We start from the raw sequence: 16894 nt of genomic DNA, 5'->3' as shown, positions 1-16894 counted from the left end.
ACCCGTGGAGGAGTTATGAAAACTTTCAGCCTTACCCTGCTGGCCGCACTGCTGGCCGGTTCAGTCACCCTCAGCCACAGCGCGCTGGCGGCAAAACCGTTCGGCGAACTGTATCAGCCGGTAAGCGGCGTACCGGCATCGCAGACTCAGGTGGTTTATTACCGCACACTGGCGCAGTCGGGCAACGATGCGGCGCACGTCTATGTCGACGGCGAATTCCAGACCGCGCTGCTGCCGGGCGGTTTCAGCGTCTTCTGCCTCAAACCGGGCAGCCACTCGCTGGATAACTACATGAAAGACGCGCCGCGCTACAGCGGTAAGCGCGCCCAGGCGTGGCGCGACAACTTTGCCGGCGGCACCACCTACTTTGTGCGCCTCGGCAACGTCACTACCGGCCAGCCGCAGGTAGTCAGCCGCCAGCAGGCGGAGCGGGAACTCAACGGGGCGCAGCAGCAGATCCACGCGCTGTCGCGTGCGTCATCGGTAGTGAAGTGTGACAACCTGGCGCCGCGCAGCTACAAAGACTACGTGCTGGCCGGTGACGTGCTGTTTAACTTTGGCAAATCGTCCATTGGCGATATCTCCGCCGCCGGCCGCCGCGCGGTCGGTGCGCTGATTGCCGAGCTGCAGCGCGATCGCGCCGAGCTGAAGAGCCTGGAAGTGATTGGTCACACCGACCCGATTGGTAACGCCAGCGCCAACCGCCAGCTCGGCCAGCAGCGCGCTGCTACGGTACGCCAGATGCTGATTGACGGCGGCCTGCCGGCCACGGTGATCCGTGCCAGCAGTGCGGGCAGCAGTGAACCGGTGGTGGAGTATTGTGAAGGATCGCGCGCCGCACAGATTGCCTGTAACGCGCCGAATCGCCGGGTCGTGGTGCGGGTGGCGCTGAACCAACAGCCGTAAGCGTCAGGAATTTCCCTAAGCCATGTTGTAGTTGTTCTGTTATTGCAGTCTTTTGCCCCTCGGTCCGAGGGGCTTTTTTACTGGTTATTCATCTTCCTCATCGCGCAGCGGCACAATCAGCATATCGATATGCACGGTATTGATCAGCTGGCGCGCCGACGACATCAGCTTGCTCCAGAAATCCTGATGATGGCCGCACACCACCAAATCGACATCGTATTTTTTAATCGCGTCCACCAGCACCTGGCCGAGATCGCCGCTGCCGCTCAGGGTTTCGCTAATCGGATAACCGGCATTGGTGGAAAGCTCGCGCAGCGCGGTGTGCGTCTCTTCCGAAATACGCTTCTGCATGTCGCCGAGGTTGACGTCAATCAGCCCGGTGTAGAGATCTGAATAGTTCACATCAACGTGAATCAGCGAGATTTTTGCATCATAAGGACGGGCCAGTGATACCGCTTTATCAACCAGTAACTGGCTTTCCGGGGAAAGGTCTACTGCAATCAGGATGTGTTTATAAGCCATGATAAAACTCCTTTCTCAAGATTCTGGGGCAACCCGAATTTCTGCCGTTCGGCTGGCGTAATCCTTTGCGCGTAACGGCGATGAAGCGCCACCAACCACAATGTCAGCCACGCAGGCGAATAATTGTTATATCCCGAGTATAGCCAGAGTGGGTAGCAAATGCTGCAAACCGAAGCCCGGCTGTGAGTCAGATCATGGGTTATCGCTTTTTTCGCTCGCGCTGAACGAAAATCATCGCTGGAAAAAATTTAAACAGATCTCCTACACTGAAAATGAGGGCCACTCCCGTCCGGGTAGCGCGCTCAGGTCCGCATAACAACAATGCAATTCGATTCATCTGTGGCTGGCTTATTTCCCGTGGGGCGTCTGCAGCTTTTCCCCGCTGCAGGTAACGTCATTGCGGCTCCAGCCGGGAGGGGAACATGATCAGCACTATCGCGCTTTTTTGGGCTCTGTGTGTGGTTTGTCTGGTGAATATGGCGCGTTACTTCTCATCGTTGCGCTCACTGCTGGCGGTGCTGCGCGGGTGCGATCCGTTGCTGTATCAGTATGTTGATGGTGCCGGTTTCTTTACGTCCCACGGTCAGCCGAGCAAGCAGGTGCGGCTGGTGCGCTATATCTGGGAGAAACGCTATCGCGATCATCACGACGATGAATTTATTCGTCGCTGCGAGCGGGTACGCGGTCAGTTTGTTCTGACCAGCGGGCTGTGTTTTCTGGTGGTGGTGAGTCTGATCGCCTTAGCGATTTGGCATTGAGAAGGGGAGCGGGTTCTGTCGCGGCGCGCTGTGTTGTATTCGCAACGCACCACGACAGAACCCTGCAACGCTGAAGCGTTAAATCAGCTTCAGCGCAATCCAGTACAGCGAGCCAGACAGCAAAATACACACCGGCAGGGTGAATACCCAGGCCATTGCGATATTTTTGATGGTGCGGCTTTGCAGCCCGCCGCCATCCACCAGCATGGTACCGGCAACCGACGATGACAGAATGTGCGTGGTCGAAACCGGCATCCCGGTGTAGCTGGCGATACCAATCGACACCGCCGCCGTTACCTGGGCCGACATGCCCTGCGCATACGTCATGCCTTTTTTACCAATCTTCTCGCCGATGGTGGTCGCCACGCGGCGCCAGCCAATCATGGTACCAATGCCGAGCGCCAGCGCGACCGCCACGATAATCCATACCGGCGCATACTCGATGGTACCAAGCAGATCGCCTTTCAGCTTATTGAGGAAGCGCTTATCGTCGGCGCTGGTCTCCGGCAGCTTAGCGGCTTTGTCCGCGGTGTCGGAGATGCACAGCAGCAGACGACGCATCTGACCGCGCTGGTCAGGCGTGAGATCGCTGTAGCTCTGCAGGTTACCCAGCAGACCCTGCGCACGGTTAATCGCATCGAGCGCACGGGAGCTATCACAATGGAACTCCTGCGGGCCGCCGAGCGACTCTTCCGGCGTCGGCACTGCCGGTGGCGCCATCTGCACGATGTGCGTCAGCGACTGGCCGTGCTGCTGGTAATACTGCTCCAGATGATTCACCGCGTCGCGCGTACGGGTGATGTCATAACCGGAGGCATTCATATTCACCACAAAGCCCGCCGGCGCGACACCGATCAGCACCAGCATGATCAGGCCGATGCCTTTCTGACCGTCGTTGGCACCGTGCGAATAGCTCACGCCAATGGCGGAGACAATCAGCGCGATACGCGTCCAGAAAGGCGGCTTTTTCTTGCCGTCGATCTTCTCGCGGTCAGCAGGCGTCATGTGGATGCGAGCCCGTTTTTTGGTGCTGCTCCAGTAGCGACGCAGCAGGAAAATCAGGCCACCCGCAATGATCAGACCAACAATCGGTGACAGAATCAGGGAGAGGAAAATATTGATGACTTTCGGCAGGTTCAGCGCATCCACCACCGACGTGCCGGTCATCAGCGCATTGGTGAGACCAATACCGATGATGGCGCCGATCAGCGTGTGCGAACTGGACGCCGGTAAGCCGAGATACCAGGTACCGAGGTTCCAGATAATCGCCGCCAGCAGCATGGAGAACACCATGGCGAGCCCATGCGCCGAACCGACATTCAACAGCAAATCGGTTGGCAGCATATGCACGATGGCATAGGCCACGCTCAAACCGCCAAGCAGCACACCTAAGAAGTTGAACACACCGGCCATCACAACCGCCAGTTGCGCCCGCATCGCACGGGTGTAAATGACTGTAGCGACCGCGTTGGCAGTGTCGTGAAAGCCGTTGATTGCTTCGTAAAACAACACAAACAGCAGAGCAAGAACCAATAACAGGCCGGTGCTTAGGTCAAGACCAGCAAACAGATGTAGCATAAACGTTACGCCATTTTGGAGGACATGAACGCGGCGCATTATCTGCGACAACGTGCGCTATGGGAAAGAAAAATATAGCTCTTTTTTGTCTTAAATTTGTCATCCGGCAGGTAATTAATGGCAAAAAGACCGCAAAATGAGCAAGTTACAATATGACACATTTACGGCAATTTTTTGTCGCTGGCGCGAAAAGCCGCAGATCTCTACAATCAGCGCCTTTCAATCAGGTGGGTTAAGGCAGTGGAAAAGTTTGACGTTATCATCATTGGTGCAGGCGCGGCCGGCATGTTCTGCGCGGCGCAGGCCGGGCAATTGGGCCGTCGCGTGCTGCTGCTGGATAACGGCAAGAAGGCGGGGCGCAAAATCCTGATGTCCGGCGGCGGCCGCTGCAACTTTACTAATCTGTACACCGAACCTGCGGCGTATCTGTCGCATAATCCGCACTTCTGCAAATCGGCGCTGGCGCGCTACACCCAGTGGGATTTCATCGATCTGGTTAATCGTCACGGCATCGCCTGGCACGAGAAAACTCTTGGCCAGCTGTTCTGCGATGATTCGGCGCAGCAGATTGTTGATCTGCTGCTGAAGGAGTGTGAAGCCGGCCAGGTGACGCTGCGACTGCGCAGCGAAGTGCTGAGCGTGGCGCGCGACGACGACGGTTATACGCTGCAGCTGAATGGCTCGGCGGTTCGTGCGGACAAGCTGGTGATCGCCAGCGGTGGTCTGTCGATGCCGGGACTGGGGGCAACGCCTTTAGGTTATAAAGTGGCGGAACAGTTTGGCCTGCGCGTCCATCCGACGCGCGCCGCGCTGGTGCCATTTACGCTGCATAAGCCGCTGCTGGAGCAGCTGAACACACTTTCCGGCGTGGCGCTGCCGACCACCATCACCGCTCAGGACGGCACGCTGTTTAAAGAGGCGATGCTGTTTACCCACCGCGGCCTGTCCGGTCCGGCGGTGCTGCAGATCTCCAGCTACTGGCAGCCGGGCGAGTTTGTCACCGTCAACCTGTCGCCTGAGACGCCGCTGGACGATTTTATCGACGTGCAGCGCGCGGCGCATCCCAACCTCAGCCTGAAAAACAGCCTGGCGAAGATCCTGCCGAAGCGGCTGGTGGAAGTGCTGCAGGAGCTGCAGCAGATTCCGGACGTGACGCTGAAGCAGCTTAACAGCAAGCAGCAGAGCGAGCTGGTGACCACGCTGCACCAGTGGCGCGTGCAGCCAAACGGCACCGAAGGCTATCGCACCGCCGAAGTGACGCTAGGCGGCGTGGATACCACGCAGCTGTCGTCTAAGACCATGGAAGCACGTGATGTGCCGGGGCTCTATTTCATTGGCGAAGTGGTGGACGTGACGGGCTGGCTCGGTGGCTACAATTTCCAGTGGGCGTGGAGCTCGGCGTGGGCGTGCGCGCAGGCGGTTTAATTTTTTAATAGTCGAGTGGTTTTTCCCTCACCCTAACCCTCTCCCGCAAGCGGGAGAGGGAACTGGCCGGTGCATGCCTTTCACATTTCCACTCGCTGCGCCTTCCCGGTTAACAAATGTTACGTACTGCATTCCCCGCCCGCAGCGGACCGCTCCCTCTCCCGCTTGCGGGAGAGGGCCGGGGTGAGGGCAAACCCAAACCCAAACGACTAAGAATCTCCCCCATTTGTCAGACTGCACTGACCGGCGCGTAGGCCAGGTCTCATTAACCTTAAACCTGCCAGTCCTTAAAATAGCCTGAGGCCAGCCGGTCAGCACAGGGGAAGCGCAGGGATGAAAGACGCATACATGGATTGGTTCATTCACCACTTTATTCAGCCGCCGCGCCAGGCGCGCGTGCGTTTGCTGGCTTATACCGGCGGGCCGGTGGCCGCGCATCAGCTGGCGAACAGCCTGCCGCGCTGGCTCAATAACGATGTGCAGCACCTGCGACGCGGCATGATGCGCGAGTACCGGGCGCAGATTAACGGCATGGCGCATTTTCCGGCGCTGGTGACGGATTTCAATGACGCGCGCACGCTGGCGCTGGGGGAGCTGCAGCCGCAAAGGTGTAAGCTAAGGCTGGTGATCAGCCCTGCAGCCGGTAAATTCTTCCTGTTCGACCAGACAGGCGATGTATGGATAGGTTGTATTTAACATCTGATTTGTTTTGGACACCGCCATGGCAGGGGAAATTAAAGCCTGAAGGATACTGCTTCAACAAAATTGTGTCGCGCTGTTAAAGTTAGCATTTTGTTGTTATCGGATTATTCTCTCCGTGTTAAAAATCGAGCGCTGTTAACGCAAGAAAATTTTATTAACTGAAAGTGACATCATTGTGATGTCCTTGATGCGCACGCCAGCATGGCATTAAGCGATGAAAAACCGCTTCTTGCCAGGCAATTAATTTTGCTACGACTGATTTCACGTGGGTGCAGTCCCATCTCTCGGGCAATCAAAGACGGTTTCACTCCGCGTAATAAAGCGCAAATGACGCGTTTTTCACGTATGAGGGCGTTTTTCCCGATTAACTGTTCTTCAACCGATTCAGGTTTAGCTTGCAACAGATTATGTATTACCTGATGCAGCGTCGTTAATTTTTCTTTTTTCATTACTACATCACTGAAGTCTGCATCCAGGAGTGTGCGACGCATCGCCTTAGCTTCTTCATCCAATAAAATCAACGTGCTGCCTTTGAACCATTCAGGAATGAGAAGTAACTCTGCCAGACCTGCCGCATCACGAGGCAGGTCGGTAATCACTAAATCGGCATAACTAAACATGAGCTCATCTGATATCGCTTCTGGCGCACCCAGTATCGTTTGCACTTCACATCCCGGGAGTGAACGGCAAAGCTCGTGTAAACCCGTCAGTGCAAAATTGCAGCTTAGCGCAATAATGATTTTTTTTGATTTATTATCGTCACCAGTGTTGAACAGAATATCCATTCCCATTTTTGTGCTCTTATTTTATGACGGTTTGTGAAATTGTTTACAGGGTGATTAATTGCGACATGAAGATCATACGATTAATGTTCTTACAAAGATATGGGATTGTTCATCGGTGCCGTGTAGGACGTGGCCTACGTTTTGTTATTTGATTATTATTGATTATTTGTTGAATTTATTAGTCTAATAGTTGGATAGAGGAAGTTTATATTTGGCTACTGACAGGAAATGAATCATGGCGAACTTTATCGTCGTCGACGATCATCCCATGGCGCGTATGGCTGTAACTTTTTTACTTGAAAAAGAAGGGCATACCTTAATTGCCGAAACTGATGATGGTCGCGAAGCACTCGAGCTGGTTGATCAGCATTACCCGGAAATCGTCGTAATGGATATTGATATTCACTCGATAAATGGTATTGAAGTAGTAAAAAATCTGCGCGCCAGGAGTTTTCCGGGTATTATTATTATCGTCTCAGGTAAGAATCAGAGTTTCTATGCAATACAGAGTATTCGCTGTGGCGCAAATGGTTTTATCAGTAAAAAAGACAATTTGCCGGAAATCATCACCGCAATTCGGGCGGCACAAAATGGTTATGGCTACTTTCCGTTAGCCGGTATTAATGCACCCCCGGAACAGAGCAGCACTCATCCCGATATCCGGCTACTGGAGTCGCTTTCGCCGCAGGAGTTTCAGGTATTTAACTACCTGTTGAAGGGGCTGGATAACATGCGCATTGCTAACCGCATGAATCTCAGCAATAAAACCGTTTCAACTTACAAAGGCCGTTTGCTGGAGAAATTGCACTGCAAAAGCCTGCGCGATCTCTTTGCCTTCGCCAATCGTAATCATATGGAGTAGCGATGCTGCGCCTGGTCACCCTGCTTCTGCTGCTGTTGAGCCCGCTGCTGGCCGCCCAGCCGCAGCCCGAGATATTTCAGTTGTTCAGCCGTGAAAAGCTGGCACCGATGCATATTGAGTTGAGCGGTGACGAGTGGCGCTGGCTGCGCATTAAACATGAGCTGCGCATCGCGGTGTGGACACCGGAGCTGCCGCCTTATCTGATCTTTCAGGAGGCAGCGGGCAGCGGCAACAGCGTGGAAGGGATCTACGCCGATTATCTGCAACTGCTGGCGCGTAATCTTGGCGTGCAGGCGGTGATGGTGCGTTATCCCAGCCAGGCGGCGGCGCAGGCAGCGGTGAAAAGCGGCGCGGCGGACGCCTTGTTTAGCTCGCCGGGGCACGAACTGCACGATGCGGCGGCCTTCAGAGCGACAGACAGTTTTCTCATCAATCGTCCGGTGGTGATCGCCGCGGAGAAGCAGGCCTCACAGCCGGTGCCCTACGATGCGCCGCTGCGCCTCGCCATGCGCGAAGGCTTTTTGACCGATGCACAAATTAAACAGCGTTTTCCGCAGGCCAGTATAGTGCGTTATCCCTCCAGCCAGGCGGCGCTGGCGGCAGTGGCCAGTGGCGAAGCGGACTATGCGCTCGGCAGCCTGCTGGCGGCAGCATTTCTGATTGAACGCAGCTATGTCAATCAGCTGGCGCTGGCAGCGATTTTGCCGGAAGACGCACTGTACGGCAGCCGTCTGGTGGTGAAAGCCGATAATCAGCCGTTGTTGCAAGCGCTGAATGCCGCCATCGCGGCTATTCCCGGCGAACAGCATCGGCTGATTTCGCGGCAGTGGACGCAGCGGCCGGACGTCTGGCGTTTGCAGGATCCGCTCAGCCTGACGCCGCGCGAGCAGCAGTGGCTGCAGCAGCATGCGCAGGTGAAAGTGGCGTTCAATCCGTTCTCTGCACCGCTGGCGCTGCTGGATGAGCAGGGCGAATTTCAGGGGATCAGCGCTGATCTGCTGCATCTGATCCAGCTGCGCACCGGGCTGTTTTTCAGCCCGGTGCCGGCGTATTCGTGGCGTGACGGTGTACAGCAGCTGGAGCAGCATCAGGTAGCGATGCTGGCAGCGGTGGCGCAGGATGGCGGCCATCAGGAGGCAGTGCGCTTTACCCGACCTTACCTGAAGGTGCCGCTGGTGCTGCTGGTGCCGGACCAGCCCGATGCGCCGCAGGCGCTCTATCCCGGCATGAAGCTCAGTATCGTCAAAGGCAATCCGGCGCGTCAGGCGCTGCTGGATCGCTTCCCCACGCTGCAGCTGTCTGAAGTGGATAACGCCAGCCTGGCGCTGCAACTGTTACAGGAGGGCAAGGTCGCCGGGCTGATCGATAACCAGCTGAGCGTGAACACGTTACTGGCGCGCTACGCGCAGCAGCCGCTGAAGATCGTGTCGCGTCTGGCGCTGCCGCCGGTGGAGCTGAGCTTTGCCGTCAGTCGCGATCAGCCGGAGCTGCTGAGCATTATTGATAAAGCGCTGGCCGACATTCAGCCGAGCGAAATCTCGCTGATTGCCAGCCGCTGGCAGGGCACACCACAGACCACGCGCACCACCTGGCAGCTGTACCGCGCGCAGTTTTACGCCATCTCTCTGCTGACCGCGCTGCTGCTGATCGCCTGTCTGGCGTGGGTTTACTATCGCGGCAAAGAGGTGAAGCATCGCCGTCGCGCTGAAGCTGACCTGCAGGCTGAACTGCGCTTTCGCGATGCTCTGCTGAATGGCCTGCCAACGCCGGTCTATGTGCTGGATCGCAACTGGAACGTGGTCAGTGCTAACGGTGCGTTTCAGCGCTTTTTTGCCGGCGTCGACGCGCAGCGCCTGAGCTTTTCGCTTTACGATCAGCGCCATCCGCTGTCGCCGCTCATCAGCAAACTCTATCCGCTGATGAGCCCGGAAGCGGTCAACGATCCGGAGCTGGTGGCGCTGGCGCACAACAGTCTGTGGGGCGATACTGCCCAGGATCTGGAAATTGAGATCGAGAACGGCAGCGAAGCGCGCATGGTGCACCACTGGGCGCAGGAGCAGCGCGATGCGCAGGGCAATATCACCGGATTGATCTGCGGCTGGCAGGATGTCACCGCCTACGAACTGCTGATGCTGGCGCTGCAGGCGGAGAAAAAGGTGGCGGATGAAGCCAACCGCGCCAAGAGCTCGTTCCTCGCCACCATGAGCCATGAGATCCGCACGCCGATCAGCGCCATCATCGGCCTGCTGGAACTGGAAGGGCGTAAACAGCGCGACAACGAAGCCATTCAAATCGCCTACGAGTCGGCCAATACGCTGCTGGGGCTGATTGGCGATATCCTCGACATGGCCAAGATTGAGAGCGGTCAGCTGGAGCTGATGCCGGAGTGGGTCAGCACCGAGCAGCTGGTGCTGCCGGTGGTGCGGTTATTTGACGGCATGGCCAGCGGCAAAAATCTGACGCTGCACTATCACAGCGACACGCCGCCGGGGCTGGAAGTGTTTATCGATGCCGCGCGCTTCCGCCAGGTGATCGCCAATTACATCAATAACGCCATCAAGTTTACCCACGAAGGCGGCGTGGAAGTGCGGGTGATCGGCCATGAGTGGGAAGACGGTTCGCTGGAGCTGGAAATTGAGATCGAAGACAGCGGCGTGGGCATCAGCGCTGCCGACCAAGCCAAACTGTTTCAGCCGTTTGCCCAGACCGAAGAGGGCCGCAAGCAGACCGGCACCGGTCTTGGCCTGATGATTAGCGCCCAGCTGCTGGAGAAGATGCAGGGCACCATGAACCTCAACAGCCAGCCGGGACGCGGCACGCTGATTCAGCTTAACGTGATGATGCCGGCACGCCGGGCGCGCAAGCTGCTGGAGAAAACCCGCGTGGCGCGCAACCGTGCGCTGCCGCAGCTGAATATTCTGGTGGTCGACGACCATCCGGCCAACCGCCTGCTGCTGCGAAGCCAGCTCAGCGAGCTGGGTCAGCAGATCAGCGAAGCCAGCAGCGGCGAAGAGGCGCTGGCGCTGCTGGTGCACCAGTCGTTTGATCTGATCATTACCGACTGCAATATGCCGGGCATGAGCGGCATCGAACTGACGCAGACCCTGCGCCGCAGCGGCAATGCGGTGAAAATTTTTGGCCTGACGGCGAATGCGCAATCGGACGTGCGCGTGCGCTGTCTGGAAGCGGGCATGAACGCCTGCCTGTTTAAGCCGCTGAAAATTGACAAGCTGGCCGAGCTGCTGAGCAGCAACGAGCCGGCCGCCGAAGTGCCGGCGCTGGATTCGCTGCTGTCGCTCGAATCGCTGCGCGCCATGGTGTATCACGACGATGCGATGGTGGCGAAGATGCTGGAGAAGGTCGGCGAGGAGAGCCGCAACGATATGCAGCAGTGCTGGCGTTATTTTGATGCGCAGGACTGGCCGGCGCTGGCTTCATCGCTGCACCGGCTGGGCGGATCGGCGCAGATCATTTATGCCGGCGAGATCGATGATCTGTGCGGGCAGATCGAGCGCGCCTGCCAAAGCGCTGAAGATCAGGAGGTCATCCGCGAAGGGCTTCTCCTGCTGGAAGAGAAACTGGATACGCTGAACCAGTCGGTAGTGCATTATTTGCAGGCGTCGTGATGGCGCGGTGCGGTAATTGAAATGCGCGATGAATCGCGCCGCTACGGTTTGTGCGACTGGATAATGCAGAAATCGCATCCGCAGATGGCGCGACGTATCGTGCAGATATCCCTTCCATGTGATGCCGCAGATAACCGCACGGATGGTAGCGGCGCAATTTATTGCGCATTCCGCCGCGGTGCGGTAATTGAAATGCGCGATGAATCGCGCCGCTACGGTTTGTGCGGCGGGATAATGCAGATATCTCATCCGCAATAAATCATGATGGCGCGACGTATCGTGCAGATATCCCTTCCATGTGATGCCGCAGATAACCGCACGGATGGTAGCGGCGTAATTTATTGCGCATTCCGCCGCGGTGCGGTAATTGAAATTGCGCGATAAATCGTGCCGCTACAACAATCTGCGTCCTTCTACTGGTTTAAAACGCCACTTTCACGCCGCTCAGTACATTCCAGTCGCTCACGCCGGGGCGATCCAGCCGCTGCTGCACCTGCAACTGCGTGCCGATCTCCACGTTTTCATGCAGCTGCCAGCTGACGTAACCGCCCAGCTGGGCGCTGTGGCGGGCGCGCTCAATCGGTAATCCGCGCATATCGCCGGCATCCAGCGTATTCTGCCTGCCGCTGTGCCAGACATAACGCGCCTCCAGCCCCAGCTTCACTGACGACAGCGGCTGATAGTCATACTTCACACCGCCAGCCAGGCTGAACTGCGGCGCCAGCTGATAGTCTACCTGCGCATCCTGTTGCTCGGTAAAATCCGCAATATGCAACCACTGCACACCGGCTGCGGCCAGCGGCATCAGGCTATGCGCATCCTGCTGCCAGCGCCAGCCCGCTTCTGCACCGATATTGCCGCTAACGGCGCTGATCCGCGCTACTTCCCCCTGGGTTTCATGGCGTAAAGTGCCGCGATAATGCGTCAGCCCCAGCGGTATCTCCAGCTGCCAGCCCTCAGACGGCTGAATGCCAATCAGCGCATTAATGCCCTGGGTTTGCATACGCAGCTGGCTGCGCCCCGCCGGCGTATCCGACAGCATAGTCATCACGCCTTTATGCACGCCCGCACTGAAGGCCAGCGGGCTCTGTTCCGCTTCCGGCGTCCAGCGCGCGCCCAGCATCCAGCCCTGATAGCGGCTGGTGGCATCGCTATCGCCCTGCGCACTGCGATAGCGCTCGCCGCCGCTATAGCCATACACAAACAGGTTGTGATGATCATCCAGGCTCATCTGCCGGGCAGCGAAGTGGAAGCGGGTTTGCATGGTGTCGTTGAGGGCATACAGCATGTTGGGCAGGGCGAGATAGGTCGGGATTTGTGGCGCGGGTGCTAATTGTGGCGGTTCCGGCTCAGGCGGCGGTGGCGGCGGCAATATGACAGCTTCGCCTTTACCGGGGTCGGGTATCGGAGCCACGACACCGGGATTATTAATATTCGGCAATCCTTCATCTTTTTCCCCGGTCAGGACCATGGTCTGTAACCGGTAATACCACAAATGATGGCTGTTATTGCCGGCCAGCACGCTGGATCGCACCAGGCCCGAGGTTGCCGGATTGATCTCATCAAACCATGAGCCGCGGGCGATCATTTTCCCAAGCTGTTTAATCCCTTCGCCAGTCTGGCGGCTGACCTGCGCCATCAGCGGCAGCTCAGGGATTTCCTGGGTTGATGGACCATGAAAGGCTTCCGGTGGATGCGGAATATTCGCAGCGTTAACGTTATTATTTTGTGATGTGGAAAATGCAGGGTAGCGCTCATCAGCGAATGCAGGAAGGCTATAACAGAACGTACTGATCACCAGCGTCAGCGGGGTAAGTTTCATATTCTCTTCCATGGATGAAAATAGCGAGAATCGCAAACCTAAAGCGACCGACTAACGTGGCAATTAAGTTTTGTCTGGTTTTTTTTCAGAAAAGCATAAAAAAGCCCGGTAAGACATGTCCCGGGCTGATGCGTGATGAGAGCCGCGATTAAAAACTGATTTTCACACCGGCCTGCAGATTCCAGTCGCTGATGCCTTCCTGCGTCAGGCGCTGCTGGCCCTGAAGCTGGGTGTTAAGCTCCAGATTGTCCAGCACCTGCCAGCCGGCGTAACCGCTGTACTGCAGGCTGTTGCCGCCGCGTCCGGTGGCGAAGTGCGCCGCCTGCTGGCCGTCACCAATCGCCACCCGATCGCGCTGGCTGATGCGCTGCACGTAGCGCGTTTCCGCGCCCAGCTTCAGCTTCTCGTTGAGGCGGAAGTCGTATTTTACGCCGCCGGAGAGCTGCCACTGCAGCGGATTATCGTAGCTCACCTGTGCGCCGTCGCTGTCGGTGAAATCATTGATATCGAGCCACTGCGCATCCACACCGGCCACCGGCGTTAGCGCATGCGCGCCGGACTGCCAGCGCCAGCCGCTCTCGAGCCCGAGGTTCGCGCCGCGCGCTTTCAGCTGCGTCACGTTACCGCGCAGATCCGTGTTGACGCTGCCGCGGTACTGCATCACGCCAGCCGGCACGGCCAGCTGCAGGCCCTGATCGGGCTGCCAGCTCAGTAGCGCACTGGCGCCTAGCGTATCAATGCGGGCGTGACTGTTGCCGTCACGCGCTTCCGGTGTGATGCTCAGGTTGCCTTTATTGACGCCGACACTCAGCGCCAGCGCGGACTGCAACGGGAAGCGGCTGCCAATCATCCAGCCCTGATAGCGGCTGTGGAAATCGTAGCCGTAATCCATAAAGCCGCCCGCACTGTGATAGCGGTCGTCACCGGTGTAGCCGGACACAAACAGATCCGGACGGCCCTCTGCGCCCGCCTGCTGCGCGCTGCTGCTGAACAGCGCTTGCAGATTGTGTGTCACGCTGTGGAAGGCGGCGGGCAGCGAGATGTAGGCCGGCACCTGCGGAATCACCGCCGCGCGTACCTTGCCTGGCTCCGGTTTTGGCTCTGGCTGCGGCACCTGCGGATTTTTCGGTTCCGGTTCCGGCTGCGGTTCTGGCTCGGGTTGCGGTTCAGGCTCCGGCTCCGGCTCCGGCTCCGGCAGGTAAGGTTCACGGTTATCCCCTTCCGCCAGCAGAATGTTTTGCAGACGGTAATCCCAGAACTGATCCCCTTCGCCCGCCACCAGACGCTCATCGCCACTGGCGCGGCCCGGTGCGAAGGCGTACAGACCGTAAGCCCAGGCGCCGCGCGCCACATAGCTGCCGGCCAGCTGGACGCTGTCGGCGTGCGCCTGGCCGCCGACCTGCACCAGCGACACGCCTTCAGTGTTATCCGCTGCGCCGTTGTGGTTGCGATCGCTATCGATCCAGCTGGCCTGCGGTTTTACCGTCAGCCACAGCGGCGCATCGTCCGGCTGTTGTAGATCGCCATCGATCAGCAGGCGATCGCTGGCGTTATTGCGGAACGCGGAGTTCAGCACCAGCGCCGTGTCGCGCCCGTGACGCAGATCGCCAAGGCGCATGGCCGACCAGCTGTCCGGCGCATTGTTCCAGCCCGGTGCCAGCGTGACGTTATCGGCGAGGCTGGCGTGATTGATGACGCCGCCGCCGGAGAGCAGCGTGCCGGCGGCCATGTTCATCGGCGTGTGCAGCTTGCCGCTCACTTCCAGCTCGCCCTGCTGCACCTCAACGCCCTGCTGGTTGCTGACGTCACCGCTCAGCGTCAGCCGGCCGTCACCGCTTTTAATCACGCGGCCCTGGCCACTGATATTGGCGCTGATGGTGGAAGCCAGCTCGCCCAGCGTGCTGACGTACTGCGCGATGTCAGCAATCAGGCTGGAAGCGGTGCCGCTCAGGTTGATGTCGCCGGCCAGCGTGGATCGGCCCAGCACGTTAAGCGTGGCCTTGTCGGCCAGCGTGATGTCGCTGGTAACGTGAGCGTGCTCAGCGACGGTTAGCGCGGCGTCATGCGCCACCTGCAGCTGGTTGATGTGATACGTTTTGTCCTGCCAGTCATTGGCAAAGAACACCTTCCCGGCATGCTCAACCTGTTCGCCGCTCAGCGTTAGCACACCGTCGGCCACCGCCAGCTGATTAAGCTGCGCGCCGCCGGCCAGCTGCCAGCGCTGATGGGTGGTCACGTTGAGGTTATCGCGTGAGTCCGCTTCGCCCAGCTCGCCGAGGAACAGGCGGTTATCGCCGGTGAGATCGAGATGCGCCAGCGTCTGACTGCTGTTAACGATGCGCGCGCCGCTGTCATTGTGCAGGATATCGTCGAAGGTCAAATCGTGACCGTTAACGTCCAGCGTACCGCCGCGATAGCCGAAGCGGATGTTGTCAGTGCTTAACTGATCGGCGCTGTTGAGCACCACGGTCGGGCGGCCGCTGAACAGGGTGACGGTGGAGAACGCCTGTTTACGTCCCCGCGCGTCGGCCTGCTGGTCAAGGATGACCGTGCCGTCGCCGACGTTAAGCGCGCCGGGATTGATGCCGCTGGCGTTAACGTGCAGCGTGCCGGCGCCGATTTTGTGCAACGCATCGTCCTGCAGGCCGTTAACCTGCCACAGCACAGTTTTGTCTTTGTCGACCTCAACGCCGCCGCCAGCCCAGCTGAAGTTGCTGTCGCCTGCGCCGCGCAGGGTGTAGTCATTGGAAAAATGCAGGCGGCCGGCACCGAGATTGACCGACTGCGCCAGCTCGATGATGCCGCCGTCGCCGTTGAAGCGCAGATCTTTGGTGGCGTCGAGCTGTTCATTGCTGGCGCTGGCGGGTGCGGTTTCGGCCTGAGCCTGATCAAGCCCGTGCCATTGCCAGCTTTTGCCATCCTGCGTAATGCTGTCACCGCGCCATTCGAGGGTACTGCTGCCGCTGTCTTCAACATCAGCATCCCTGACGGAATCCAGTACCTCCTGCACATGCTTTCCATTAATTAATTCACTGGCAAAGGAATAATTGTAGGTAGTACCCCCATAGCCGCCAGAATGGACAGCGAACTGTACCCAGCGTTTTTCAACACTGTCCCAGGCAAACACCGGGCTACCGCTATCACCTCCACGGGTACCAATACTTAGCAGGGAAAATGAGGGATGATCAGGTGAAAAAATTCTCCACTTAATGTAGTCCTTATAAAAATTCGTAATGGCGCCGGGTTTAAAGGTTCCACCGGTGTTATAGACGTAGGCGCCATCGATAGGTATCAATTTACCGCTTTCTGGATCGTCGATTTGCTGATAACCCGCACCCAGGCGGGCAAATAAGGTATAGCGACTGCGATTCGCTAATAATTCTTCACCGCCGATGTAAGGCGAAGGCGCGCTTTCGACGACCACCTTATTAACCCGCGGTAAATGAAAGTCTCGCGTAGGATCATTATTGTAGTTAATGCCACGGTAAGTTGGCGAAAATTTGGCTTTTTTGCCTAAATTCAGCGACAGAACATATCGAACATGTTTGGCACCTGTGACAAAAGATGGCGCGATAAATGAGCTGAAACCCTCGTCGCTGACCATGCTAAAGTCCGGCATCGGCACGTCCAGTACATAGCCTTCAAAGGTGCCGTCTTTGCGATAGAGGGGAATATCGGTGGCACCGATAGCATATTTGCCCCGGTTTTCGGCAAAATCGCGGTATTCCTGCACGTCAATGTCATGGCGCATAATCCCGGCATAGGGTGAACCGCTAAGGCACAAGGTACTAATCAGCAGCGCCAGCTGGCTTTTTTTCATGATGTTCATTCCCTGAATGACGAGGAAAATTGAGCGGGCTACTTTATAAGCACATCGGTGTATCCCCCGTTAAGCCTCGTCTCAATCT

At 57.7% G+C, this 16894-nt stretch carries 12 protein-coding genes; 7 read left to right on the top strand and 5 right to left on the bottom strand.

Annotation, left to right across the window (positions count from 1 at the left end):
* Positions 1-15: 15 nt before the first annotated feature.
* Positions 16-906, top strand: a complete 891-nt coding sequence (locus C1Y42_RS19630) for an OmpA family protein (RefSeq protein WP_104094175.1) — start codon at positions 16-18, stop codon at positions 904-906.
* 84 nt (positions 907-990) lie between these two features.
* On the opposite strand, the gene uspA is transcribed toward C1Y42_RS19630, so the two are convergent.
* Entirely contained in the window at positions 991-1428 is a 438-nt protein-coding gene (gene uspA, locus C1Y42_RS19625; RefSeq protein WP_104094174.1) for a universal stress protein UspA, read from the bottom strand.
* Positions 1429-1850: 422 nt separating this feature from the next.
* Here uspA and uspB point away from each other — a divergent pair, with 422 nt between their 5' ends.
* Positions 1851-2186 carry a universal stress protein UspB gene (gene uspB / locus C1Y42_RS19620; RefSeq protein WP_010618665.1) on the top strand — a complete coding sequence of 112 codons (336 nt, stop codon included), beginning with the start codon at positions 1851-1853 and terminating at the stop codon, positions 2184-2186.
* A gap of 78 nt (positions 2187-2264) precedes the next feature.
* Here the strand turns inward: uspB and pitA are convergent, their stop codons facing one another.
* On the bottom strand, positions 2265-3764 hold the full coding sequence (pitA, locus tag C1Y42_RS19615) for an inorganic phosphate transporter PitA (protein ID WP_021508108.1): 1500 nt from the start codon (positions 3762-3764) through the stop codon (positions 2265-2267).
* A 240-nt stretch (positions 3765-4004) separates the two neighbouring features.
* Here pitA and C1Y42_RS19610 point away from each other — a divergent pair, with 240 nt between their 5' ends.
* Both C1Y42_RS19610 and C1Y42_RS19605 read left to right on the top strand, forming a co-directional pair.
* The gene (locus C1Y42_RS19610) at positions 4005-5189 is read left to right on the top strand and encodes an NAD(P)/FAD-dependent oxidoreductase (RefSeq protein WP_104094173.1); all 1185 of its coding nucleotides are present in this window, start codon (positions 4005-4007) and stop codon (positions 5187-5189) included.
* 348 nt (positions 5190-5537) lie between these two features.
* On the top strand, positions 5538-5885 hold the full coding sequence (locus C1Y42_RS19605) for a hypothetical protein (RefSeq protein ID WP_146068811.1): 348 nt from the start codon (positions 5538-5540) through the stop codon (positions 5883-5885).
* A gap of 176 nt (positions 5886-6061) precedes the next feature.
* On the opposite strand, the gene C1Y42_RS19600 is transcribed toward C1Y42_RS19605, so the two are convergent.
* On the bottom strand, positions 6062-6682 hold the full coding sequence (locus tag C1Y42_RS19600) for a hypothetical protein (RefSeq protein WP_104094171.1): 621 nt from the start codon (positions 6680-6682) through the stop codon (positions 6062-6064).
* 229 nt (positions 6683-6911) lie between these two features.
* Here C1Y42_RS19600 and C1Y42_RS19595 point away from each other — a divergent pair, with 229 nt between their 5' ends.
* The 3 genes from C1Y42_RS19595 to C1Y42_RS19585 are packed head-to-tail and all read left to right on the top strand — an operon-like array spanning position 6912 to position 11422.
* Positions 6912-7538, top strand: coding sequence for a response regulator (locus tag C1Y42_RS19595; RefSeq protein WP_104094170.1), 627 nt, complete (start codon positions 6912-6914; stop codon positions 7536-7538).
* A 2-nt stretch (positions 7539-7540) separates the two neighbouring features.
* On the top strand, positions 7541-11164 hold the full coding sequence (locus tag C1Y42_RS19590) for a transporter substrate-binding domain-containing protein (protein ID WP_104094169.1): 3624 nt from the start codon (positions 7541-7543) through the stop codon (positions 11162-11164).
* Between the two features lie 21 nt (positions 11165-11185).
* A complete protein-coding gene (locus C1Y42_RS19585; protein WP_058780205.1) occupies positions 11186-11422 on the top strand; it encodes a hypothetical protein in 237 nt (78 codons plus the stop codon).
* A 163-nt stretch (positions 11423-11585) separates the two neighbouring features.
* Here C1Y42_RS19585 and C1Y42_RS19580 read toward each other — a convergent pair whose 3' ends face one another.
* Positions 11586-12986: an autotransporter domain-containing protein gene (locus tag C1Y42_RS19580; RefSeq protein ID WP_104094168.1), complete on the bottom strand. Its 1401-nt coding sequence runs from the start codon at positions 12984-12986 to the stop codon at positions 11586-11588.
* A gap of 148 nt (positions 12987-13134) precedes the next feature.
* Positions 13135-16806: a S6 family peptidase gene (locus tag C1Y42_RS19575; protein WP_158251410.1), complete on the bottom strand. Its 3672-nt coding sequence runs from the start codon at positions 16804-16806 to the stop codon at positions 13135-13137.
* Positions 16807-16894 lie beyond the last annotated feature (88 nt).

This window comes from Pantoea sp. ICBG 985 (genome assembly GCF_002928365.1).
Lineage (GTDB): Bacteria > Pseudomonadota > Gammaproteobacteria > Enterobacterales > Enterobacteriaceae > Pantoea > Pantoea dispersa.
The sequence above is the reverse complement of the archived record's forward strand: the minus strand, read 5'-3'. Positions and strand labels throughout refer to the sequence as shown.